Origin of the sequence: Methanocella arvoryzae MRE50 (assembly GCF_000063445.1) — an archaeon.
Taxonomy (GTDB): domain Archaea; phylum Halobacteriota; class Methanocellia; order Methanocellales; family Methanocellaceae; genus Methanocella_A; species Methanocella_A arvoryzae.
In genome coordinates, this window is sequence record NC_009464.1 from 758,484 (window position 1) to 783,441 (window position 24,958).

The 24,958-nt window shown below is 54.9% G+C and carries 19 protein-coding genes; 12 read left to right on the plus strand and 7 right to left on the minus strand.

Annotation, left to right across the window (positions count from 1 at the left end; all coding sequences use genetic code 11):
• Positions 1-25 precede the first annotated feature (25 nt).
• From RCI_RS03935 to frhA, 5 genes are all read right to left on the minus strand, one after another.
• Entirely contained in the window at positions 26-775 is a 750-nt protein-coding gene (locus RCI_RS03935) for a carbonic anhydrase (protein ID WP_012035098.1), read from the minus strand.
• 982 nt (positions 776-1,757) lie between these two features.
• Positions 1,758-2,618, minus strand: coding sequence for a coenzyme F420 hydrogenase subunit beta (gene frhB / locus RCI_RS03940; protein ID WP_012035099.1), 861 nt, complete (start codon positions 2,616-2,618; stop codon positions 1,758-1,760).
• Positions 2,619-2,628: 10 nt separating this feature from the next.
• Complete coding sequence (frhG, locus tag RCI_RS03945; RefSeq protein WP_012035100.1) at positions 2,629-3,330, minus strand: coenzyme F420 hydrogenase subunit gamma; 702 nt, start codon at positions 3,328-3,330, stop codon at positions 2,629-2,631.
• Positions 3,331-3,403: 73 nt separating this feature from the next.
• Complete coding sequence (frhD, locus tag RCI_RS03950; RefSeq protein WP_012035101.1) at positions 3,404-3,886, minus strand: coenzyme F420-reducing hydrogenase, FrhD protein; 483 nt, start codon at positions 3,884-3,886, stop codon at positions 3,404-3,406.
• Positions 3,883-5,136, minus strand: a complete 1,254-nt coding sequence (frhA, locus tag RCI_RS03955) for a coenzyme F420 hydrogenase subunit alpha (protein WP_012035102.1) — start codon at positions 5,134-5,136, stop codon at positions 3,883-3,885. The genes frhD and frhA overlap by 4 nt, the downstream gene beginning before the upstream one ends.
• Positions 5,137-5,659: 523 nt before the next feature.
• Here frhA and hyfB point away from each other — a divergent pair.
• The 6 genes from hyfB to nuoB are packed head-to-tail and all read left to right on the plus strand — an operon-like array spanning position 5,660 to position 13,106.
• A complete protein-coding gene (gene hyfB / locus RCI_RS03960; RefSeq protein WP_012035103.1) occupies positions 5,660-7,705 on the plus strand; it encodes a hydrogenase 4 subunit B in 2,046 nt (681 codons plus the stop codon).
• Between the two features lie 4 nt (positions 7,706-7,709).
• Complete coding sequence (locus tag RCI_RS03965; protein ID WP_012035104.1) at positions 7,710-8,651, plus strand: respiratory chain complex I subunit 1 family protein; 942 nt, start codon at positions 7,710-7,712, stop codon at positions 8,649-8,651.
• 9 nt (positions 8,652-8,660) lie between these two features.
• Complete coding sequence (locus RCI_RS03970) at positions 8,661-9,323, plus strand: NADH-quinone oxidoreductase subunit K (RefSeq protein WP_012035105.1); 663 nt, start codon at positions 8,661-8,663, stop codon at positions 9,321-9,323.
• Entirely contained in the window at positions 9,320-10,783 is a 1,464-nt protein-coding gene (locus RCI_RS03975; RefSeq protein WP_012035106.1) for a hydrogenase 4 subunit F, read from the plus strand. Before RCI_RS03970 ends, RCI_RS03975 begins: the two co-directional genes overlap by 4 nt.
• Positions 10,780-12,354 (plus strand): hydrogenase large subunit, encoded by a 1,575-nt coding sequence (locus tag RCI_RS03980; protein WP_012035107.1) that lies wholly within the window; start codon positions 10,780-10,782, stop codon positions 12,352-12,354. The genes RCI_RS03975 and RCI_RS03980 overlap by 4 nt, the downstream gene beginning before the upstream one ends.
• Positions 12,355-12,362: 8 nt before the next feature.
• Positions 12,363-13,106, plus strand: a complete 744-nt coding sequence (gene nuoB, locus RCI_RS03985; RefSeq protein WP_012035108.1) for an NADH-quinone oxidoreductase subunit NuoB — start codon at positions 12,363-12,365, stop codon at positions 13,104-13,106.
• 47 nt (positions 13,107-13,153) lie between these two features.
• Here nuoB and RCI_RS03990 read toward each other — a convergent pair whose 3' ends face one another.
• A complete protein-coding gene (locus RCI_RS03990) occupies positions 13,154-13,543 on the minus strand; it encodes a universal stress protein (protein WP_048198001.1) in 390 nt (129 codons plus the stop codon).
• Between the two features lie 721 nt (positions 13,544-14,264).
• Here RCI_RS03990 and RCI_RS03995 point away from each other — a divergent pair.
• From RCI_RS03995 to RCI_RS04010, 4 genes are all read left to right on the plus strand, one after another.
• Entirely contained in the window at positions 14,265-15,197 is a 933-nt protein-coding gene (locus tag RCI_RS03995; protein ID WP_012035110.1) for a formate/nitrite transporter family protein, read from the plus strand.
• A gap of 115 nt (positions 15,198-15,312) precedes the next feature.
• Complete coding sequence (fdhF, locus tag RCI_RS04000) at positions 15,313-17,424, plus strand: formate dehydrogenase subunit alpha (RefSeq protein WP_012035111.1); 2,112 nt, start codon at positions 15,313-15,315, stop codon at positions 17,422-17,424.
• Position 17,425: 1 nt separating this feature from the next.
• On the plus strand, positions 17,426-18,535 hold the full coding sequence (locus RCI_RS04005; RefSeq protein WP_012035112.1) for a Coenzyme F420 hydrogenase/dehydrogenase, beta subunit C-terminal domain: 1,110 nt from the start codon (positions 17,426-17,428) through the stop codon (positions 18,533-18,535).
• A gap of 42 nt (positions 18,536-18,577) precedes the next feature.
• Positions 18,578-19,351 carry a carbonic anhydrase gene (locus tag RCI_RS04010; protein WP_048198002.1) on the plus strand — a complete coding sequence of 258 codons (774 nt, stop codon included), beginning with the start codon at positions 18,578-18,580 and terminating at the stop codon, positions 19,349-19,351.
• 529 nt (positions 19,352-19,880) lie between these two features.
• Here RCI_RS04010 and RCI_RS04015 read toward each other — a convergent pair.
• Positions 19,881-20,969 (minus strand): formate--phosphoribosylaminoimidazolecarboxamide ligase, encoded by a 1,089-nt coding sequence (locus RCI_RS04015; RefSeq protein WP_048198003.1) that lies wholly within the window; start codon positions 20,967-20,969, stop codon positions 19,881-19,883.
• A 234-nt stretch (positions 20,970-21,203) separates the two neighbouring features.
• Here RCI_RS04015 and fdhF (RCI_RS04020) point away from each other — a divergent pair, with 234 nt between their 5' ends.
• Entirely contained in the window at positions 21,204-23,276 is a 2,073-nt protein-coding gene (gene fdhF, locus RCI_RS04020) for a formate dehydrogenase subunit alpha (RefSeq protein ID WP_012035115.1), read from the plus strand.
• On the plus strand, positions 23,273-24,316 hold the full coding sequence (locus tag RCI_RS04025) for a coenzyme F420 hydrogenase/dehydrogenase beta subunit N-terminal domain-containing protein (RefSeq protein ID WP_012035116.1): 1,044 nt from the start codon (positions 23,273-23,275) through the stop codon (positions 24,314-24,316). Before fdhF (RCI_RS04020) ends, RCI_RS04025 begins: the two co-directional genes overlap by 4 nt.
• The last annotated feature ends 642 nt before the right edge of the window (positions 24,317-24,958 follow it).

Here is a 24,958-nt window from a genome sequence, read left to right on the forward strand (position 1 = left end):
AACGCCTGTCCATACCATCAGGATTTTAATACTGCAGAAGCCGCTTCATGCGATCTGTAATGAGCCGCTCATCCGACAGGAAGTCGACCACCTTGAGCTTGTTCACATCAGTTTCCCCATTCACGTTGATGATGAAGATCGATCCTCTCCGGGGCGAGTAGATGTCCTTGAAGTCGTAGATGGCGCCGATGATCATTAGCTTGCCGTCGTAGACCAGTTTCCTGATCGGCTCGTCGTCGAGCAGGATGTCGACCTGCCTGTCCACGTTGGCTTCAGTAACTAAAGTTTCCAGGTAGTCCTGCTCACTGATGTGAGAGTCCGGGTTCGGCAGATGCTCTTTCATATAGCCGGCGATACCGCCTTTCCTGATGATGAGCTTCTGAATGTTAGCCGCCGTCGGGCGAATGGACTCCAGGGACTTCGTCACGTGAGTATGTTCATTGCTGATGTCGCTCATCGATGCGTGAATGGCACCACAGCCCGTATGCCCGAGAATGATCAAGAGAGGAGTCTTCAGAAAGCCTGTACCGTACTCTATGCTGCCCAGGTTCGGCATCACCCGGTTGCCTATGTTCTTGATAGAGAAGATTTTCCCGATCTCGTCGTCCAGGCACTTCTCCAGCACCCTCGAGTCCGAGCAGGTCACCAGCGTGATATCCGGCGTCTGCGCCTCGAGATGCTCGTCATATTTGCCATGCCGGGTAACTTCGGCCGCGTACTCGTCGTTGTACTCGAGCTTGTCGATAAGGGTGATTACGCCGCTCTTAAACTGCATAGAGACTCTGTCGTGAATAGGGTTGCAGGTTTATAGACTTGCCGGGAAGAGGATTGTACAATCGTTCGTATCATTTACACGAAGTATAGTCTTATGAAAAATGTGTTATATCGGCTATGGTTATACGGCTGCCAAGCACTCATCTCATGAAAACTGGTTTTTCAAATTAAGCCGATGAAAAACTCCTGGAGGTCGGGGAGTTCCCGGGAGGTCTGGGAGGATTTTCAAGCCGGGAGGTTAGAGAGGATCAAAGGGTCTGAGAGGAGGATAGGGAGTGTGGAAAGGTCAGAGAGGATTTTTAGAGATATTCTCTCTGACCTCCGGGTACCTCATATAACCTCCTCTCTGAACTCAATGACCTCCATGACCTCCCGGCTTGAACGTTCTCTCTTAACTCCGTGAACCTCTCCGACCTCCCCCCTGACCTCTCAATACCTCACGGGCCCAGATTTTTCATGGAACGCCAAGGATTTTGTGATCAGGATCAGAAGATATCGCAAAAAACCTTGGCGCTCCTGGCTCCTTGGCGTGCCTGGCGGTATTTTCGACCTATTCAGGGCCAACTTTCAATTTTTCGTACCCTTACTTGACAATATTCTTTTCATCCATGAGTCCTCACTGAAACATTTTGTACGAGCGCCTGTACCATTTACACTAAGTACGCAAGGTACGCGAAGTTAACGAAGTTTTACGATAAGACCATTTTCCAGCATGCCGTTTTTATCGTACTTTGAGTACTTCGGGTACTTCGTGTAAATGGTACCTGACTCCCCGAAAGGTTCCGGTAAGGACATATATATCCACGGATATTGCTTTGATTAATTACCGGAGTACTACTTAGTTTAGCCTCAGAAACTACTTGAAAAAAGACGCCTTTCTTTGTTCTTCCGGAATAGTGCTTAGCTTTATTATTAAAGGTTTGTTAGTTTTAAAATAAGAAAAGCACGGGCTTTCAGCCCGCACTTCATCGATCTTAGCTCTCTTAGTACAGGATGCCCGGCGTGACGTACAGGCCGAGTGCCTGCCTTTCGGCGGCGTGCTTCTTGGCCTTGTCCTTCTTGCCGTTCTCCAGCTTCTCGAGCATTGCCAGGCCCATGGGGGCTGCGAACTCGGACATCTGCTTGGTCTCGAATACGCCGGCTGCGATTGCCTTCTTCATCAGGTCGCTGCCCTTGGTGGTCCTCGTGAAGGTGGTGCTCCAGCCGTCCGGGGTGCCGATGCTGCCGGTGGCAATGTCTGCGAACTCAGCGGTGAGGTCAGTGCAGACGTGGTCGCCGTCCTGCTCGTACTTGTGGGTCTCCTTGATGGGGATTGCCACATCCTTGGCGGCCTTGACCGAGAACTTGCCCTTGCCGATCTCCATCTTCTTGACGGACTCGACGGGCACCTTGCAGTGATCCTCGATGATGGTCTTCAGGCCTGCGTAGGAGAAGTTCTCCGTGCAGAAGATGCCGATGGTCAGGGCGATCTTGTCGCCGACGTGCCTTGCGCCGAACGGGTACAGCTGCATCTTGCGGGCAGCGTAGATCTGGCAGGGGGTGCCTACGAGGGCTACCTTGTCCAGGCCGTACTCACGGACTGCGGTTTTGATGGCAGCCATGTTGGGGCTGATCGTGTACTTGGTACCAGCCGCGGCGATGATCTCTTCCTTGGTGGTGGCGACGACCGGCTTGGGCAGCCAGGGAGTGTCGCTCTTGCCGGCGACGATGGCGCCGTCGATCACGCCCTGGTCGAGGGCGTAGCACAGCAGTGCAGTTACCACACCGCCGTCCTGTGCGACACCGGTGATTGCGTTGTCCTTAGCCTTGAGGGCCATTACTTCCTTGTAGTTTCCGAATGCCATGTCAGACACCTCACACCATAAGCTTCTTCTGTATCTGTTCAACAGGCAGGAACATCCTCGGGCATGCTGCCGCGCAAGCGCCGCACTTTACACAGCGGATGTTGTTAAAGCTCGGCCTGCCAAACTCCATGTCGATGGCCCTGGTGGGGCAGGAGGATGCGCAGGTGCCGCAGCCCATGCACAGAGAGTTCTGGATAACCTTGGTATTCAGGTCGCAGCCACAGTGGTAGCCGCCGACCTCGCCAGCCATGAAGGGCTTGAGGTAGTCCATGTCGCCGGTGACAGCCGCAATGCAGAAGTTGTAGATGACTTCCGGTGCGGGCGGGCAGCCGGGGATGTACGCGTCGACCTTGACCAGCTTGTTGATGGGCACGAACGACTCGTGCTGCGGCTGGTTTGCCTGGCCGCCACGGCAGAAGTTGCAGACGCAGCCCGTTGCTGCGCAGCCGCCGAGCGCCACTACGAGGCCCGACTTCTCCCGTGCTTCCTTAATCAGGTGTACGCTGTGCTCGTCCTGAAGGCACACAGAGCCTTCAACGATCGAGATATCGATCTTGCCTTCCGGCAATTCTCTCTGGTCTGCGAGGGTCAGGTTGTAAACCATGTCCACTGCGCCCAGGATATCAAGCAGCTTTTCGTAGGTGTCCGCAAGCGATACGAGACAGCCTGTGCAGCCGCTTAAGTGAACGTATGCAATCTTTGGCTTAGCCACTTTTACTTCCTCCGATTTAGTTGGTACCGGGGCCGCCGTAGTTTCCACTTTCGGCGCTCCAGTTATGATCCCCTTAACTTTGTCGAATATTCCCATAGTCGATCCCTAGCTCTTCGAATACCATTCTGATGGCCTGGGGAATCGCTTTTTCTACATCCTCGGTGAGTTCCCAGACAATATCAGGCTCGGAAACCTTCGCCGGCTGACATCCGATGACCACGATGTTGACCTTGTCCTTAATTGCGTGCAATGGTTCGGACAGGGTCCAGTTGTGGGCATCCTGGAATTTTCCCTTGGGCAGTTCATCCACTGTGAATTTCCGCAGCGAGCCTGGTTTTGCTTTCCAGTCGATGCAGTCCAGGATGATGAGTTTTTTGCAGGTCTCGTCGAGAAGGGTGAAGATGAGGTGCGGTGCACCCGTACCAGCATCTATGACCCTTATGCCAGGCGGTAGCTCGTATTTCGAGAGTTCCTCGGCGACTCGCGGACCAAATCCGTCGTCCTGGAAAAGGACGTTGCCGCAGCCAACTACTAAGGTTTCCTGTTCCAACATCATATGTTGCCCTCGGCTACGAGCGAGCCCTCCTCGTCGATCACAATCATGTGTGTCGAACAGGAGACGCAGGGGTCGTAAGCCCTGACAACATATTCCGCCCACTTGTAGTGCTGGCCTTCGCAAGCCTTGCCGACTGTAAGGATATTCCACGTGGTGGCTACCAGACAGTTGTAGTAGGTGATCTTGCCGTCCTTCACCTTAGCAGTGTGGACGTTGACACCTCTGGGGGCTTCCTGAGGTCCGACACCGAGCCTCTGGCCGTCGCCGCCCGACTCGGGTGGCTTGTTCATGGTGGGCTTGGTGGTGTCAAGCTGGGTTGCGAGTTCCCTTGCCTTTGCGAGGGTTAAGGGTATCTCCATCTGTCTTGCGATGTTGATGGCCATGGCGCCCTTGGGGTCGAAGCCGAAGCAGTCCTTCGCGCCGAACCCTGCGAACCTGGTCATCCTTGCCTTCGGGCCGCCTTCGACTGCCTTGCCGCCGATGAGGGGTGCAGTGCCGCAGGCTTCCTCGCCGACCTCTGCCTTGGGGTACCAGGACCTCGGGGTAACCTCGGTGAACCTGTAGAAGTACTCCTGCTCGAAAAGGTCTGCGTTGCCGTAGTGCAGGTCTGTGGCCATGAGCTCGTTGTCGTGGACACCGAGGGTCTTGGGGACGTCGGAGTTCTTGAACGCGTTGAGCATAGCCTCGTTCTGTTCCTTCATGATCGGCTCGTATTCCTTCAGCATCTCGAGGATCTTCCTCTTGGCAGCCTCGGAGATGTTGTGCTGCATACCGCCGACCCTGATGTTCGGGGCGTGGATTGCTTCTCCACCGGTGATGTCTACAATTGCCTGTCCGATCTTCCTCAGCTTCTGGATCCTGACGGTTGCGGCGAGCGCACCGTTGGGGTCTGCCTTAAAGAAGTCCGGGAGCAGTAGTAGGTTGTGGAGGGGGTGGCTGTGGAGCTTGTTGCCCATGTTGCACAGGTGCTTCAGCACGACGCCGTCCTTCGGCGGGGTGATGCCGAGCGCCCTGTCAATCGCATCAGTCGATGCGCTGGCGTGGGTAATGGGGCAGATGCCGCAGAACCTGGACGATGCAACAGGCGCGAACTCCATTGGCTTTCCGGTTATAAACTTTTCAAATCCTCTGACGGGAGTGGTGCTCAGGTAGTTACCCTGGGTAACAATCCCGTTGTCGTCCACTTCAAGGACTAACTTGGCGTGTCCTTCGTGTCGAGTTGTCGGTGATACTACTACTGTTTGACTCAAATATACCGCCTCTAGGTTATCTTTTCACTCCGCTACCTTATATAAATTTTCTCTTTTGAGACTAATTTTGTAAGTGATATATAAATGTTTACTTATAAAAAATACAAGAGGGCATTTGCATGCGCTCCTGTCAGCATATGTGCGATACCTTAATAACTGATAAGTGTATATTGGTAGTCTTTTTTTACCCGGGCACTGCCAGCACAAGGATACAGAAAAGACATACAAACGATTAAAATATATATGTAATCCATTATAAATCCCCCGGTAGATACCCAGGCGTAAGTCATACAATATATTATGTAAGCTACGGCTGTAAATCTGCGCCAGATAGTTTACCAGTATTTTAATTATTAATAATTATCATTTATCTGCGATACCTTCATACAGCAAGCGTTTAGGCAAATAGTTGCCCTCTACGAAAGATTTAAGCTTTAAAGCGGAATCTAAGGGACTCACAAAGTGGGGTCCTTAAAACGAGGCCAATTCACGGATTGTTATTTATATCGGCGAAGGGAGGCGTATGCAGGTGAAACTGGAATACCTGTTTGCAGCACTGGTCCTGACGTCCCTTATCGGCGCCTGCGGCGCCATCGTATTACGAAGAAACAAGTATTGTGCTTATGTGGCTTTTGGCGCCGCTACTATGACATCGGTAATTGGCGCCACCCTCGCCGCAGTTATACTCCTGGGCCCTGGACTCAACCCGGAACTCAGCCCGGGGTTACGGATGATACTACCGATGTATACTCCGTTCGGGGAGATGTCATTCACAGTAGATCCCCTGAGCGCTTTCTTTATCCTGGCTATTTCTATTGTGGGTTTTGCGGTCTCCGTCTACTCGATCGGGTATTCCCGGGAATACGTGGGCAAGTACAGCATCGGCCTGCTGGGATCGATCTTTAACCTCTTCCTGCTCTCGATGATACTCGTAGTCACGGCTGGTAACGCAATACAGTTCCTCATCGTCTGGGAGGTAATGTCGATCCTCTCTTACCTGCTGGTCGTATACGAGAACCGGAAGAAAGAGGCCGTCAGCGCAGGCTTCCTGTACATCGTAATGACCCACCTGGGCACGGCCTTTATTACTGTAGGATTCCTGCTGCTCGCGACGACCACGGGGTCGTTTGACTTTGCCTCGTTCAAGGGTGCCGGAGCGGCACTGCCGGAACTGGTGAAAAGCTTAGCTTTCGTCCTGTTCCTCATCGGCTTCGGCACCAAGGCAGGCATCATGCCGCTGCACGTCTGGCTGCCGTATGCCCACCCGGCTGCGCCCAGCAATGTATCGGCGCTGATGTCGGGCGTGATGGTCAAGACGGCCATCTACATGCTTATCCGCTGCATTTTCGAGTTCCTGGGCGTGGCCGATACCTGGTGGGGCCTGCTCGTCCTGCTGGTGGCCTCACTATCCGCAGTGCTCGGGGTCCTGTTCGCCCTGAACGAGACTGACCTGAAGCGCCTGCTCGCGTACTCCACGGTGGAAAACGTAGGGATCATCCTGATAGCGATCGGCGCTTCGATGGTATTCGTGAGCTACGGGCTTAAAGAACTGGCAGCGCTGGCCCTCATTGCTGCGCTGTTCCACGCGTTCAACCATTCGCTGTTCAAAGCGCTCCTGTTCATGGGTGCTGGCTCGGTCCTCTACGCAGTTCACACCAAAAACATCGAGCTGATGGGCGGCCTCGCAAAGCGCATGCCATGGACGGGCGTCTTCTTCTTCGTGGGTGCCCTGTCGATCTCGGCTATTCCCCCGCTGAACGGCTTCGTCAGCGAATGGCTGATCTTCCAGTCGCTGTTGCTGTCATTCAACTTCCCGGAGATGATCGTCAAGATCCTCATCCCGGTCACGATAGGCATGCTCGCACTAACCGGAGCGCTGGCCGCCGCCTGCTTTGTCAGGGCATACGGCATAGCCTTCCTGGCAGCGCCGAGGACGGAGCACGCCGCAGAGGCGAAGGATGTGCCGGTGACAATGCTTGCCGGCATGGCGATCCTGGCAGTACTTTGTGTAGTGACAGGACTGATGTCAGTCTTCATTGTCCCGGCTATCGACAGCGTCACAGCCACCATCATCGGCACCAGCGTGGCCTCGAAGATGACATACGGCATTGTCATGGAGCCGGTCGTCACGTCGTTCTCGGGCATGTCTCCGCTGGCGATAGGCGCGCTGATGATAGTGCTACTGCCAGCCGTATACCTTATTACCCGTTATTATGGCGGCAGGAGAAAGATTGTCCTGGGAGATACCTGGGACTGCGGCACCAGGCTCTCCCACAGGAACGAGTACACGGGCACTGCGTACGCTAAATCGATCAACATGATCTTCAGCGCCATCTACCGACCCAGCAAGGAACTGGTGGCCCGGCCGACGGCTTCGCCGTACATCAGCAAGGAGCTGACGTACGCGGACCATACCGAGCCGCTCTTCGAAAAGTACCTGTACAACCCTCTTGCGGGCTTTGTCGTAAAGCTCGCACGGCGGCTGAGCTTCATCCAGACAGGCAGCATTCAGGCGTACCTGACCTATATCTTCATCACGCTGGTACTGCTCCTGATCATCTTCAGGTGATCCCATGGAACCGGTCCAAATAGCCTTAATAGTCCTCCAGTCGGCGTTCATCGTCGCCATCTCTCCCCTGATCACGGGCGTGATCAGAAAGCTCAAGGCGCTGATGCAGAGCCGTAAAGGGGCGAGCGTCTTCCAGCCTTACTTCGACCTCTACAAACTGTTCCGCAAGGAATCGGTAGTCTCCAGTAATGCATCGTGGGTCTTTCACCTGACGCCCTACGTCTGCATGGCAGCGGTACTGGTGGCTGTCCTTATGGTGCCGGTGATCTCGACGACCTCGCTGAGCTTCATGGGCGATCTCATTGTCGTGGTATACATGCTGACCATGATGCGCTTCTTCATGGCCCTTTCTGCCCTGGATACTGGCAGTGCTTTCGGCGGCATGGGCAGCAGCAGGGAAATGACGATCTCCGCCATCGCAGAGCCCACGATGCTGCTCGCCATCTTTACAATGGCACTAATCGCCGGCACGACCAGCCTTGGAGACATCTCCTACCAGCTCTCAGTCAATGGGCTGGAGCTGATCAGGCCTTCCCTGTTCCTCGGCTTCGCCGCCCTCTTCATCGTCACGCTGGCTGAGAACGCCCGCGTCCCGGTAGATAACCCGGCCACCCACCTGGAGCTCACTATGATACACGAGGGCATGATCCTCGAGTACTCCGGGAAACAGCTGGCGCTGATGGAGCTATCCTCGATGGTCAAGCTGGCGCTGTTCCTCACCATCCTGGCCAACGTCTTCCTGCCATGGGGTATAGCCACCAGCCTGGCTCCCGCAGGCCTCGCAATAGGGCTGGTCGCGCTGCTGGTAAAGATTCTGATCATGGCAGGCGCCATAGCCTACATCGAGTCCTGCATGGCAAAGCTGCGGCTGTTCCGCCTGCCGAACCTGCTAACCGTATCGTTCACGCTCGCGCTGCTGGCCGTCATGTCGTACTATATACTGTGAGGCTTTCAAATGGTTGACATATCCCTCGGAAACAACATCATCAACGGCCTCGCGGTCGTAATCTTTTTGACGACGTTCCTCATCGTCGCCCACACCCGCCTGTACCCCTGGGTGAGAACCCTCGCCATCCAGTCGCTGGCGCTGGGGCTGCTGGGAGCGGCGGTCGCGTACTTTACCGGCAGTCCGCACATCTATCTGGTCGCGGCGCTGACGATCATCATCAAAGCGTTCATCATCCCCAGGTTCATCGAATACACGATGAACCGCATCAACGTCGACAGGGAAGTGGAGATGATGCTCAACGTCCCGGCGTCGCTGCTGGTTGCGGGCGGCCTGGCGATCCTCTCGTACTTCATCACCGAGCCGATCATAGCCCAGGGCAGCGCCATCACTAAGAACTGCCTCGCGATATCCATCGCAGTCGTCCTCATCGGCTTCTTTATCATGATCAGCCGCAGAAAGGCGATCACCCAGATCATGGGCCTGATGGTGATGGAGAACGGGCTGTTCCTGGCGGCGATCTCTACGTCATACGGCATGCCCCTCATAGTCGAAATAGGAGTCTTCTTCGATATCCTGGTAGGAGTGCTCATCATGGGCATCTTCGCCTTCCAGATCAACAAGACGTTCGATACGATTGATACAGGCATCCTCAGGAGGCTGAGAGATTGATTATCGAAACGCTGCTGATCATACCCCTGATAACAGCCGCGCTATGTTACCTGATCAAGCATAAGCGGACAGTCGAGATAGTGAGCACACTGGGCGCCCTGGCAATAATGGCGGGCTGTGTATATCTCGCATACACTGTTTTTACCAGAGGGCCGGTTTCAGGCGGCCTGTGGTACGTGGACAGCCTCGGCGCCTACATGCTGGTCATCATCTCCTTCATCGGCCTTGCAGCTGCCATCTACTCGATAGGCTACCTGGGCTACGAGTACAAGGAGAAGAAGATAGACCTCGGCAGGCTGCGCTACTACTTCACGTTCTTCCACGTCTTCATCTTCACCATGCTGCTGGTCTGCACATCCAGTAACCTGGGCATTATGTGGATAGCGATAGAGGCTACCACACTGGCTTCCGCCTTCCTGGTCGGCTTTTATAACAAGGATACCTCAGTGGAGGCTGCCTGGAAATATATCATCATCTGCTCCGTGGGCATTACGCTGGCGCTGCTGGGCACGATCCTGCTCTACGCCTCTTCAGTTAACACGCTGGGAGAATCTGCAGATGCGCTCAACTGGCCGATGCTGGCGGAGAAAGCTAAGAGCCTGGATCCCACACTGCTAAAGATCGCCTTCATACTGGTGATCATCGGCTATGGCACCAAGGCAGGCTTCGCCCCGATGCACACCTGGCTGCCGGACGCCCACAGTGAAGCGCCTACGCCGATCAGCGGCCTGCTTTCGGGAGTGCTGTTGAACTGCGCCATGTACGGTATCCTGCGGTATCATATCATAACGACAAATGCGCTGGGCCCTGACTTCTCCGGGACGCTGCTGATCGTCTTCGGTTTGCTGTCGCTTGCAGCAGCCGCCGCCTTCATCATCATCCAGAAGGATTACAAGCGACTGCTGGCTTACTCCAGCATAGAGCACATGGGCATCATCGCCATCGGCTTCGGAATTGGCGGTGCTGTAGGAATCTTCGGCGCACTGCTCCACATCCTCAATCACGCCGTCACCAAGTCGCTCATGTTCTTCGGCGCAGGTAACATCCTGCTGAAGTTCAAGACCAAGAACATCGACGAGGTAAAAGGCATCGCTGCGCTAATGCCCTGGACAGCCATGTGCTTCGTGGCCGGAGCCCTGGCGATAACCGGCTCGCCCCCGTTCAGCATTTTCGTCAGCGAGATCATCATCCTGATAGCCGGTTTTACTCAGGGCAACATAGTTGTCAGCGTCCTGTACCTGCTCCTGCTGGTGATCATCTTCGCGGGATTCATGTACCATGTGGGCAGGATGGTGTTCGGAGAGCCTGCCCCGGGCACAATCAAAGGTGAGCCCAACTACCTGGGCCTGTGCGTAATGGCAGTCCTGTTACTCGCCACGCTGATCATGGGTGTCTACGTCCCACTGGCACTCAGCGACATACTGACCCAGATTGTGACCATCTTCGGAGGCTCCGTATGACAGCTAAAAACATAACCAACGAGATCACCGCCGCTTTCGGCGAAGAGATGGCGTCGGCAAGAGATGTCGGGAACAACGTGTTCGTCAGGGCAGGCAAAGACGCACTTCCCTACGTAGCATCCTTTGTGGCAAAAAGATACGGGGCGTCACTGGCGACGCTGCACGTGGCAGACACAAGACAGATGACCGGCGGGTACACGATGTACGCGGTGATGCCGGTTGCGTCGGAAAACCTGATCGTCAGCATCGAAGCAGAAGTGCCTGAATCGCCTGGAACTTTCCAGTCCCTGACACCCATGATCTACTCGGCCAACTGGTTCGAGAGGGAGATCGCTGACATGTTCGGGCTTACTCCGGTCGGGCACCCGGACCTCAGGCCGCTCGTGCTGTACGATACATGGCCTGAGGATTACCACCCGCTGCGAAAAGATGCCCCGGGCAGGCCGCCTAAAGTGGACACCTACTACCCTTATCACAGGGTCGAAGGTGAAGGCGTCTTTGAGATACCGGTCGGTCCGGTGCACGCAGGCGTCATCGAGCCCGGCCACTTCCGCTTCAGTGTGGCCGGCGAACCCGTCCTCATGTTAGAGATCCGCATGGGCTATGTGCATAAAGGCATCGAGAAGATCTCCGAAAGCATGACCTACGACAAGGGAGTATTCCTCTCGGAGCGCACCTCGGGCGACAATGGAATGGCCCATTCGACAGCGTACTGCCAGGCAGTAGAACAGCTTGCCGGCATAGAGGTGCCAGACAGGGCGCGGTATATCAGGACCGTGTTTCTGGAGATGGAGAGGATCTACAATCACCTGGGCGACGTAGGCGGCATATCCCTCGATACGGCATACAATGTCGGCGCTCAGCATGCCTATATTTTGAGAGAGCGAATGCTGCAGCTGAACGAGTGTATAACAGGCAGCAGGCTGTTGAGATCGGTTAACAAGATAGGAGGCGTGAGACAGGACCTGACCCGGGAGGATATAGAGAAGATCAGGACTGCAATAATCAAAGCCAAGCTGGACTTTAAGGACTTCGTGGATCTCGTGAACAGGCAGACATCCATCCTGGACAGGACTGAGACGACTGGCAAGCTACCCCTGGAGGCCGCAGTGAGCCTGAACATCGTAGGGCCGGGAGCCCGGGCCAGCGGTGTCAGCCGGGATGTCCGGAGGGACCACCCCTACGCAGCCTACAGCGATCTAAACTTCGCCGTCCATATCCGGAAAGAGGGTGATGTTAATGCCCGCATGCAGGTGAAGATAGGCGAGATTTACGAGTCCATGAGCATAATAGAGCAAGCGCTGGACAGGCTGCCTGCAGGAAAGATCAGAGCAGCTACGGGCAATATCCCCCAGGGTCGAGTCGGCATCAGCCTCGTGGAAGCACCGAGAGGCGAGCTGCTCCACTGGATTTTATCGGGCGAGAACGACCGGCCGTTCAGGCATAAGATCAGAGACCCGTCGTTCTGCAACTGGCTGGCCATGGAAATCGCGACGCCGGGCAACATAGTTCCGGACTTCCCGCTGGTGAACAAGAGCTTTAACCTGTCCTATTCGGGTAACGATCTGTAGGTGAAAAAATGTTCGACATACTCAAAGCAGGCTACCTCAAAAAAGGCGTAGTGACCTCGAAGTATCCGGCAGAGCCCTTCAGAGCCCCAGAAAAGTTCCTCGGCATGCCTGCGATCGATAAAAGTAAGTGCGACCGCTGCGGAAAATGCCTTGCAGCCTGTCCCTCCGGGGCAATCAACGACAATTTTGACATATCACCGGGCAGGTGCATTTTTTGCGCAGCCTGCGCCGACGTGTGCAGCGCTATAAGGATGACAGGGGAATATGAGCTGGCATCTAAGGCAAAGCCGGACTTCGACGTCGAATCCTCAGGCAGGGAGCTGGAGAAGAAGATAAAGAAAGCCTTCGGCCGATCTCTCGCCATCCGAGAAGTAGATGCCGGCTCCTGCAACGGATGTGAGGTCGAAGTCAACTCGCTCTCGAACGCCATCTACGACATAGAAAGGTTCGGCCTGCACATTGTCGCCTCCCCCAGACATGCCGATGCTCTGCTCGTCACCGGGCCGGTCACCAGAAACATGGAACGCGGGCTAATGCAGTCATACAACGCCACCCCCGACCCGAAGATGGTTATAGCCATGGGAGCGTGCGCTATTACGGGCGGAATCTTCAGGGACTCGTACGCAGTCTACAACGGCGTGGATGCGCTGGTCCCGGTGGATGTATACATACCTGGCTGCCCCCCGAGGCCTCAGGCAATTATCCAGGGGATCATGCTCGCCATAGACAGGTGGGAAGAAAAGCGCAAGTGAAAAAGGATAAATTTTTTTAGCGCACGACGATATAAAGATTAATCTTTTTATCGTACGACGATAACGGTGCACTTTGCGTTACGGACAATGTACTCCGATACGCTGCCGATGAGCGCCCTGTCGAGCACGGTTTTGCCGGAAGTGCCCACTATGATTGCGTCGGCTTTGATACGGTCGGAAACTGCCAGCGTCGCCTCATAGGGGTTGCCAGCTTCGAGCATCGTCGTAACCGGGATCTTCTTTTCCAGGGCCTGCTGCTTGAGGGTTTCCAGCACGCCCATACCATACTTTATGATAGCATCACGGTCCTCGCCGTGCCTGGGGCTTACCACAAACACGATGAACAGGTTCGCCCCGAAGCGCTCAGAGTACTCGATAGCATAACTTACCGCTTTATCGGAATGCGGTTTGCCGTCTGTTGCCAGTAGGACATTCATTTTCACACCCGATGCTGATGATATCTCACCCCATTGATAATTAGGCTTATGGTATTCTATAAAAGTCGGCTCTGTAGAAAAATTTGCTATGAACAAAATTAATAGTTGAATTTTCCAGTTTGAACTTATATAACTAAAATAGAATTAGCTAAACTAATGTATATAAGTGCTAACTTATAAAAATGTAATAAGGAAATGCATAAGAAAATATTATGGGATGACATTCATTAATTGAAATAAACTATCATTAATTATCATTACATAAAATTTTAAAATTTATGACAGAACGATTCATGAAATAAATTTAATTTCCCGGGTAAATTTAATGACAGATTATTTATCGAATTCCATAGGAATGTAATCCAAATTGCTTAAATTTTATTTTATAAAATAGTAATGTAGTTACGATTTGGTCGACGTAATTCATTTTATTTTTTATATACACATGAATCGATGTATGAAAGATTTATATTCTAGAACGGATAATCGTCTAATTGCATACCGCCTAATCACTTGCCTGGAGACTGTGAAAAAATACGGCTTTTTTTCACATCCCTGGCATAAATTTTTTTAAGGATCATTCCATGGAAACATATATATACTAATTAGTAGATAAATAGTAAATTTTCTTATGGTTTGCTAAATCAGGGCATGGGGTAAGATGCACTGCCCTGTCGATAGCAGCCATCATGCATCAATACTTTGGATAGGAGGTTAAAGTATGGCATTTAAAGGACCTGCAGATATTGCTAAGGCAGCGATTGCTTCAGGACAGACTAAATGTACCACAACGTGGACTAAGTTACTCGTATTGGCCTTCCTGGCCGGCGCATACATTGCATTTGGTGCGCTCTTAAGCGAAATTGTAGCCGGAGGTCTCTCTAACGGCACAATCACGCTAGCGGATGGATCGATCAATAAGATAGCTATGCCGAGCGGACTCGTTAAGTTCGCTGCGGGCGCAGTGTTCCCTGTCGGCCTCATGCTGGTCGTCATCGGAGGCTCTGAACTCCTGACAGGTAACATGATGTTTGCACCAATGGCACTTTTCGATAAGAAGACCGGGCTGAAAGGCCTGACAGTAAACTGGACCTTAGTATTTATTGGCAACTTTATCGGCGCAATTTTCGTGGCGTTCTTCCTCGCTTACATGACCGGGCTGTTCAACGCCATGCCATGGGCGAGCTGGGCAGTATCAGTAGCAGGCGGCAAGGTAGGCCTGACCTGGGAGCAGGCGTTCTTCAGAGGAATCGGCTGCAACTGGCTCGTATGCCTCGCAGTCTGGCTGGCAATCAGCGCTGACGACATCGTCAGCAAGATCATGGCCTGCTGGTTCCCGATCATGGCATTCGTAACCATCGGCTTCGAACACAGCGTCGCCAACATGTTCTTCATCCCGCTGGGCATTTTCGCAGCCAACGATGCCGGCATCGCCGCTACCCTGACTGCAGCAAATGTCACAATACCGGCTTTACTTCTCGGCGCCGGAGGATGGGTCAACTTCATATGGAACAACCTGATCCCGGTCACCCTGGGCAACATCGTCGGAGCGGCAGTCTTCGTAGCGATGGCCTACTGGTGGGTCTACATCAGGTCCCCGGTATGCGTTACCCCGCCCCAGCCCGCGGACGCAGCAAAGATTGCTCCGAAGTAAGGAGGCATGAAGGAAAGAAAAAAGGGAGGGTTGCAGCCCTCCCTGTCTAAAGCAAAAAGGGAGGGACGGAACCCCTCCCTATTTAAGCAACATAGACATAACTACTGGTGTAACTATGAACTTAAAACTTGTGTCGACGATTTGCCCATACTGCGGTTGCGGTTGCGGTATTAATCTGGTCGAAAAGGATGGAAAAGTCGTCGGAGTCGAGCCCTGGAAGAGACATCCTGTAAACGAAGGCAAGCTATGCCCGAAAGGCAACTTCGCCCACGAGTTTATCCACAGGAACGACAGGCTGACTACTCCGCTCATCAAGAAGGACGGAAAGTTTGTCCCGGCAAGCTGGGACGAAGCAATATCCCTCGTCGCTTCGAAGTTCAAGGAGATCAACGCACAATTCGGGCCCGAATCGATGGCCTGCTTCGCTTCTGCCAGAGTGACGAACGAAGAAAACTTCGTCATGCAGAAGTTCGCAAGGGTCGCGCTCAGGACACCGAACATCGACCACTGCGCCAGGCTATGCCACGGCACGTCGGTCGCCGGCCTGGCCAAGACGCTGGGCAGCGGCGCTATGACTAACACGATCAAGGACATAGCGGACGCAAAACTATTGTTTATCATAGGGACCAACACCTTTGAGGATCACCCCCTCATCGGCCGGAGAATTGTCCAGGCCAAAGAGAGAGGAGCAAAGATCATCGTCTGCGACCCGAGGTTCAACATCACCGCCAAGCAGGCGGACATTTACGTCCAGCACAGAAGCGGCACCGATGTTGCCCTGCTCAACGCGATGATGTATACGATCCTGACCGAAGGCCTGGAAGACAAAGAGTTCATCAAGACCAGGACAAAGGACTTCGAAGCCATCAAGGCAGAGATCATGAAGTGCTCGCCTGAATGGGCGGAGCCTATCACTGGCGTCCCGGCCGACACCATCAAGAAGATCGCCAGGATGTACGCCACCAGCGGCGCTTCTGCCATCCTGTTCTCGATGGGCATCACCCAGCACGCCTGCGGCACGGACAACGTCGTCTCGGTCTCCAACCTCGCGCTGATGTGCGGCATGATCGGCAGGCCCGGCACCGGCATCAACCCGCTGAGGGGCCAGAACAACGTGCAGGGCGCCTGCGATATGGGCTGCCTGCCCAACGTAGTATCCGGTTACCAGGCAGTCATCAACGACGAGCTTCGCAAGAAGTACGCAGCGGCATGGGGAGTCCCCGACCTGCCTAACAAGGTTGGGCTGACCATCGTAGAAGTCATGAACGCCATAGACGAGGGCAAGATCAAGTCGCTGTACATCATGGGTGAGAACCCGATGGTATCCGATCCAGATATAAACCACGTCAAGCACGCTCTCCAGTCTGTGAACTTCCTGGTAGTCCAGGACATCTTCATGACAGAGACGGCAGAGCTCGCTCACGTCGTACTGCCCGCCGCCTCGTTTGCCGAGAAGGAAGGCACGTTCACATCCACCGAGAGACGCGTCCAGCTGCTCAAGAAAGTCGTCAGCCCGCCCGGAGAGGCGAAGGAAGACTGGGAGATCATCTGCGCCATCGCAAAGAAGATGGGCGTCGCAGGCTTCGACTTCAAGTCCGCCGAGGAGATCTTTGAGGAAGTCCGGAAAGTAACGCCGCAATATGCCGGCATGACCTGGGAGAGGCTCAGAAAGCCAGAAGCGCTTCACTGGCCCTGCCCGGCTACAGACCACCCCGGAACCCCGATCCTGCATACGGTCAAATTCACACACCCGGACGGCCTGGGTATCTTCTTCCCTGTCTCGTTCAAGCCACCCGCAGAGGTGCCCGACGCAGACTACCCGCTGTTACTGACGACGGGCAGGATGATCTTCCACTACCACACTGGCAGCATGACCAGAAGGTCCGCCACCCTCGACAACGAAGTCAAGACCGGCTTCGTCGAGATCAACCCGGTCGACGCGAAGGCGCTCGGAGTCAAGATGGGCGACAAGGTCAAGGTCGTATCCCGCAGAGGAGAGATCGAGATATCCGCGAAGGTAACCCCCAACATTATGAAGGGCATTATCTTCATCCCGTTCCACTTCAACGAGTGCAGCGCCAACAAGCTGACCAACCCGGTCCTCGACCCGTTCGCCAAGATGCCGGAGCTCAAGGCCTGTGCAGCAAAGATCATACCCATACCGAAGGAAGACAAGAAAGCAGCTGCCGCGGCTGTGAAAGTCGCACCGAAGATAGGAGGTCAATAACATGGTCAAAGTCAAGGACATGTTCTACGCCTGCGCCACAGAGGAGAACATATGTAAGGCCGGCGAGTGCGGCGGAGCAGTCACCGCACTGCTGAAGTACGCGCTGGAGAGCAAGATGGTCGACGCTGTAGTCGCCATCACCAGGGGCGCAGACCTGTACGACGGCGTACCCACGGTCTTCACCAACCCGGCAGACCTCGTCAAGTCCGCAGGCTCGCTCCACTGCGCACCCACGGCCATCGGCAAGTTCATCGTCCAGTACATGAACGGGGCCAAAGACATGAAGATCGCACTGCCGGTCAAGCAGTGCGACGCCAGCGCTATCCTCGCCGCGGCGAAGCAGGGCAAGGTCAACAGGAACAACATCCTGATGATCGGCCTCAACTGCGGCGGCACGGTCCGCCCGGTCATCGGCAGAGATATGATCGAAAAGTACTACGGCGTCAGCCCGGACGACGTGATCAAGGAAGAGATCGCCAAGGGTAAGTTCATCATCGTGACGAAGAACCACGAGCACAAGGAAGTCTCGATCGACGAGCTGGAAGAGCACGGCAGCGGCCGCAGGCAGAACTGCCAGCGGTGCGACATCAAGATCCCCACCATGGCGGATCTGGCGTGCGGCAACTGGGGTGTCATCGGGCCGCTGGCCGGGAAAGCCACCTTCGTGGAAGTCTGCAGTGAGAACGGTGCCAAGCTTATGGAAGGCGCCACCAACGCTAAGGCTATCACGACCCAGGCTCCTGACCCGAAGGGCATCGAGATGCGCGCCAAGATCAACGAGTCGATGATCAAGCTCGCCGCGAAGCACCAGAAGAAGCACTTCTCGGAGGCTGCAGACCCCGCTTTCTGGGCAAGCCACTTCAGCAAGTGTGTCAAGTGCCAGGGCTGCACAGTCAACTGCCCCGTCATCTTCGACCTGAAGCTGAAGCCCATGGCCTTCGAAGGAATGGGCGACATCCCGCCTTCGATGGGCTACCACATGGCCAGGCTTGCGGCGCTCGGCAACAACTGCATCAACTGCGGCATGTGCGAAGATGGCTGCCCGGTAGAGATCCCGCTCTCCAGGCTGTATCACGAAGTCGCGAAGCGCATCGGACAGGAGATCAGCTAAGATCTCCTTTCCCAATTTTTTTCTTTTTTCAGGAGGTCAACAATGTCAGAAACAGCTACTTCAGCTACTACAGAAAAGGGCTTGATCACCCTCATTGACAAGCTCATGCACAACGATAAGTACTCCGCTGAAGCCACGAGCGCAGGCAAGTACAGGGACATCTTAGACGGCCAGCACCCGGACATCACCCTGGTCACCTGCTCGGACTCCAGGGTCATCGAAAAGGCGCTGGATGACGAGATCGGCAAGATATTCTCCATAAAAAACATCGGCAACCGGGTAGAGCCCAACCTGGGCAGCATCGAGTACGGCATCGGCCACCTGCACACGCCCATACTGATGATCATGGGCCACACTGGCTGCGGAGCCGTCCACGCTTCCACCTTAGAGCTCAAGGACGAGCACCACCGGATCATCAAGTCGCTCGACTTCATCAAGCCGACAGTGGCAGAGGTCCAGAAGCTGCTCATCAGGAGAGGCGGCCTGTCCCAGTACATCAAGGAGTCGAAAACAAAGCCCCTGACGCCCATCAGCGAACAGGTCTATTTCGAGACACTGGTCACAGAGGCCAACGTCGACAAACAGATAGATAATCTGCTCAACGATGCCTCGATCAGGAACCTGGTATACAGCGGCAAGATGATGATCGTGGGCGCCATCTACGACTTCAAGGACATCTACTCCACAAGCAAGGGCAGCGTCAGCATCATCAACATCAACGGCGAGACCGACGTGGAGAAGCTGAAGAAGCTGGACGTCTTCGCGGGCAACAGCACGATTGTCCTGAACAGGGTCAAAAGGCTGCTTGTTTATTAAGCTATTTTTTTCTTTAGATTTCCTGCTACTCGGATAGCGTACGATATCAATACGATCGCTGCGTTGCGTCTACTACCAATAATAGTATACTCGTAAACAGTTGTCTCTGTGTGCCCGTGAACGTACACGAACGCTGCGCTGTGCCAATCCTCACAGATTCCACGGATTATGCAGAATCTGATGATTCTGATTGATTCCACAGATTTCTCTGCTGAATCCGCAGATTACTACTCGATAGCACAGATGGAATACTCTAATATTATTATATCACCGATAACAATCATACTGGTACAATCGATCAGAACATTTTTTGTTTATCTGTGGAATCGAGCGTTATCTGTGCAATCGGTCGTAATCTGTGGATTCTGTTTCAATCTGTGGCATCTGGGAGGACTGGCACAGCGCAGCGTTCGTCTTGCAGTCTCACCGCACAAGAGCAACCAAAGAACGCACAGCCATACGTTCATCTTGTTGAATCGCCGTATAAAAAATAGATAGAGCCCCGGATTCACCGGAGCTATAGACGTACTTATGTTAGAATGTCTTCCAGCCTGTCTGCTGCCAGCGCGTTCTTGACCTCGCGGGAGTACCTGCGGCCCATGCTCATGCCGTCGCCGTACAGGAGATAGGAGTACGGGGAGCCGTTCATGAAGGTGTTGGTGCCGCCGTCCTGCCTGGCGGAGATCTCGAATGCCACGAACTCCAGGTTGTCGGTACACATGGTCTGGATGCAGAAAGCGCCCAGCAGACCGGGAGGTACCATCTTCTCGGCCACTTCGGCCAGCCTGTCGCCCATGCCGAAGGCCTGGTCGAGCAGAGACTCTCTTGCGACGATCGGGAAGTTGCCGGTGACCACGTAGGTGGGCTGCAGGCCGGCTTCTATCTGGTCTTTGGCCGGGATCCTGACAAGGCCGTCGATGTTGGCCTCGTGGCGCCTGTCCATGCCCAGCAGTTCTACGGTCTTTGTCAGCGGGGAGTAGAAGTAGTGCATGCAGTAGATGTCGCCCGCCACATATTCCTCGATGTGGGCCTTTGCCCGGTCCTCCTCCGTCAGCCAGCCCTTGTTGATCATGAGCTTCATCTTCTCGTCGAAGCCCGCCGGAGAGTCCGTCACGAAGTATCCTCTGCCGCCTCTGGCGCCGGGGAACTTGACCATGCAAGCCCGGTCGATCTTGTCAGGGCCGTTGATCTTCATGGGCTTCCGAATGTTGGCCGCCTCAAAGAGCTTCGTAACTCTGTCCCGCTCCGCCTCCCAGCGCAGGATGTTACGGTTGCCGATCATCGGAACCAGGAAATCGTTCTCGATCCGGTCAAGGCCCACATAGGCTACGAACGAGCCGTGGGGCACGATGACGGCGTTCATGTCTCGCAGCTGCTGCTGGATCTTCTCATCGTTGACATCGGAGAACTTGTCAACCATGATGAACTCTTCCGCCGACTTGTAGCGCTGGTAAGGAACCTCTCTCCCTTTCGCGCAGATGGCACATCGCCTGAAGCCCTCGTCGTACGCGCCCCTGAAGACGTGCAGTGCGGAGTGGCTGCCTATCGTACAGATAGTGATCTTATTCTTATCGTACTTTTTAACAACCTGGTTTATTTCGTCCTTTGAGATGACCAAAGACCTCACCTTTAGCTAGTACTTCGTACGCTCATTATTTAACGTTTATCTATACGGGCATCTGGTATGCGGCCATAGTATGCCGAAAACTAATATATAGAAAGACATAGTATAGTATGAGAAAATGCTGCGAGAAATGCCCGCACCCGGCAGTTCTCGAAAGACCAATTTTTAATCGATCCCTTGCAGGACAGCCCGGGAAAGTATTCAATAGTGCACAATTGTGAATGCACTATGGAACTCAGGCTCGTGCCGACGATCTGTCCTTACTGCGGCTGCGGCTGCGGCCTTAACCTTGTGTGCGCGGATGGAAGAGTAAAGGGCGTCGAGCCCTGGAAGCGCCACCCGGTCAACGAAGGCAAGCTATGCCCGAAAGGCAACTTCGCCCACGAGTTCATCCACAGCCCCGACCGGCTTACAGCACCCCTCATCCGCAAGAATGGCGTACTTACCAGGGCGACCTGGCCTGAAGCACTCAAGCTCGTTTCTGAAAGGCTCGCCGAAATCCGGGAGAAATGCGGCTCTGAGTCGATAGGCGTCCTGGCATCGGCCAGGGCGACCAACGAGGAAAATTACCTTTTGCAGAAGTTCGCCCGGGCAGTCTTGAAAACCCCCCATATTGACCACTGCGCCAGGCTCTGCCACTCTTCCACAGTTTCCGGCCTTGCCGGGGCCTTTGGCAGCGGAGCCATGACCGGCTCGATCAAGGACATCGAGGAAGCGAAGTGCATTTTCATCATCGGCTCCAACACCTTTGAAGCTCACCCCCTCATCGCCCGCCGGATCCTGAAAGCCAGAAGTAAAGGCGCCGTGGTGATCGTCGCTGATCCAAGATTCAACATGACAGCCAGGCATGCCGATATCTACGTGCCACTCCGGAGCGGGGGAGATGTGGCCCTGCTGAACGCCATGGCCCACGTCATCATTACAGAAGGGCTGGAAGACCGCAGGTTCATCGATGCCAGGACAAGAGGCTTCGAGGAACTGAAGCAGGCCGTGGCAGAATGTACCCCCGAACGGGCGGAGGCGATCACTGGCATCAACGCCAGCACGATCAGAGAGATCGCCCGCATCTACGCGACCAGCGGCGGCTCGGCCATCCTGTACTCTATGGGCATCACCCAGCACAGCACAGGCACAGACAACGTGCACGCTATCGCGAACCTGGCGATGCTGACCGGCAACGTGGGTAAGAAAGGCTCCGGTGTCAACCCCCTCCGGGGCCAGAACAACGTGCAGGGCGCCTGTGATATGGGCTGCCTGCCAGACGTGTTTCCGGGTTACCGGCAGATCACAGACCAGTCCCGGTCCGAGTTTGCGGCGGCGTGGAAGACTGCCGGCGAGATACCCGGCCAGGGCCTGACCGTCGTCGAAATGTTCGACGCTGCGCTCGGCGGCAAAATCAAAGCCATGTACGTGGTAGGCGAGAACCCGGCTGTCTCCGACCCGGACACCGGCAAAGTCGAACGGGCTCTGGACGGTCTTGAATTTCTCGTAGTACAGGACATCTTCCTGACAGAGACAGCAAAATATGCCGACGTAGTGCTGCCTGCAGCAACATTTGCGGAGAGGGATGGCACGTTTACTAACACAGAGCGCCGGGTCCAGCTGATCAGAAAAGCGGTCGAGCCGCCCGGAGAAGCCCTGCCGGACTGGAAGATCATCAGCATGCTTGCTACAGAGATGGGAGCTGAAGGCTTCGAGTATGGATCGCCAGAGCAAATCTTCGACGAGCTTACGACGATAGTGCCACAGTACAGGGGTATCAATTATCCCCGGCTGCTCAGGCCCGAGGGCGTCCAGTGGCCCTGCCCCGGCGCCCTTCACCCCGGCACCCCCACGCTCTTCACGGACGGCTTCAATCACCCGGATGGCAAAGGGATCTTCATGCCTGTCCAGTACAGGCCTCCCGCCGAGCAGCCTGACGCCGAATACCCGTTCGTGCTTACCACCGGGAGAATCCTCTTCCACTACCACACGGGCAGTATGACCCGAAGGTCGCCCTCGCTGGACGGGGAGGTACGCTCGGGATTCGTGGAGATCAGCTCGCTGGACGCCCGCAGGCTGGGCATCAGGATGGACGACATGGTCAGGGTCACGTCAAGAAGAGGCCAGATCGAGCTCGCCGCCAGGGTGACGGATGCCATCGTCAAAGGCACCGTCTTCATCCCCTTCCACTTCGCGGAGGCGGCCGCCAACAGGCTGACTAACACAGCGCTCGACCCTGTCTCGAAGATGCCGGAGCTGAAAGTCTGTGCGGTGAAGCTCGAGAAGGTTACAGGTACTACGCAGGAGGCACAGGAATGATCACCCGGGGGGACATGTACTACGTCACCACCACCGATGAGGACATTCGGCGCAAAGCGCAGAACGGCGGAGCCATCACCACCATGCTGAAGCACGCGCTGGAAGCGGGCCTGATCGACGCGGCGGTAGTCATGATCAAGGGCGCGGACATATATGATGGAGTGCCCACAGTTATCACCAGCCCCGACGAGGTGATCAGATCCGCAGGATCGCTGCACAGCGCTCATATCAACATAGGCAGGTTCATCGCCCGCCACTTAGACGGTGCCAGGAACATGAAGATCGCGGTGACAGTCAAGCCCTGCGACGCCCGGACCCTCGTCAAGCTGGGCAGCATGGGCAAGGTCAGGCTGGAAAACGTCACCATGATCGGCCTCAACTGCGGAGGCACCGTCCACCCGATCAGAACGAGGGAACTGATCGAGCGGATGAACGCCTCGATCATGGAGGCTTTTGTGAGAGAAGAGGTCGAGAAGAACGAGAAAAGCAGGCGGGAGAACTGCCTCCGCTGCGAGACCAAGATCCCGTACATGACCGACCTCATCTGCGGCAACTGGGGCGTCGTCGGCCCCAAAGCAGGCAAGGCCACCTTCGTCGAGGTCAACTCGGAAAAGGGAGCCAGGATGCTCGACATCGCAGTCCAGGCCGGCCTCCTGCAGCTATCACCGCCTGATCCAAAAGGCGTGGAAATGCGGTCTCGCATCAACAAAGGCATGGCAAAGCTGGCCGCCCGCCACCAGGCGGAGCAGTTCAGCCTCAACAACGCCGACATCGACTACTGGGCCAGGGAGTTCAGCAAGTGCATCAAGTGCCAGGGCTGCATCCTCTACTGCCCGGTGGCATTTGAGGCAAAGCTCAAAACCCCCCACTACGAGGGCAAAGGAAGACTACCTCCCGCCTTCTCCTACCACATCGCCAAAGCTGCCGCCGTAGGCCAGAACTGCGTCAACTGCGGGTGCTGCGACGACGTCTGCCCGGTCGATATTCCGATTTCCAAGCTTTATCACGATGTGCAGAAAAGACTGGAGACTGATCTATAGATCTGACGACCCGCCAGGATGAACGCTGCACCATGGCGAAATGGGATATGAATAAGGGGATTGGCTCGGCCCCGAGAGGCCTCGGTTTTAAATCGCAAAGGCACAACGACGCGGAGGCGCAATGTTTTTATCGATAGGCCATTGCGTCCTGGCGCCACTGCATCCTATGAAACTTGTAGTTTAGGCGAGAGTTGCAAGGCCGCCAAGCACTCGCCTCTTGAAAACTGGTTTTTCAAGTTAAGCCGATGAAAAACTCCTGGAGGTCGGGGAGTTCCCGGGAGGCGGGGGAGGATTTTCAGGCTGGGAGGTTCGAGAGGGTATCGAGGTCATAGAGGAGGTCTTGGAGTGTGGAAAGGTCTGAGAGGATTTTTTAAGTTAATTCTCTCTGACCTCCGGGTACTCACATAACCTCCTCTCTGACCCCCATGACCTCCCTGACCTCCCAGCTTGAACGTTCTCTCTGAACTCCGTGAACCTCTCCGACCTCCTCTCCGACCTCTCAATACCTCCCGGACCCAGATTTTTCATGGAATGTCAAGGGTCCAGGCACGCCAGGAACTTTTTCGATCGGAACCACGACGATCACAAAAATTATAGTTTGGCGTTCTATGAAAAATTAGCTCTTGGCGAGCTTGGCTCCTT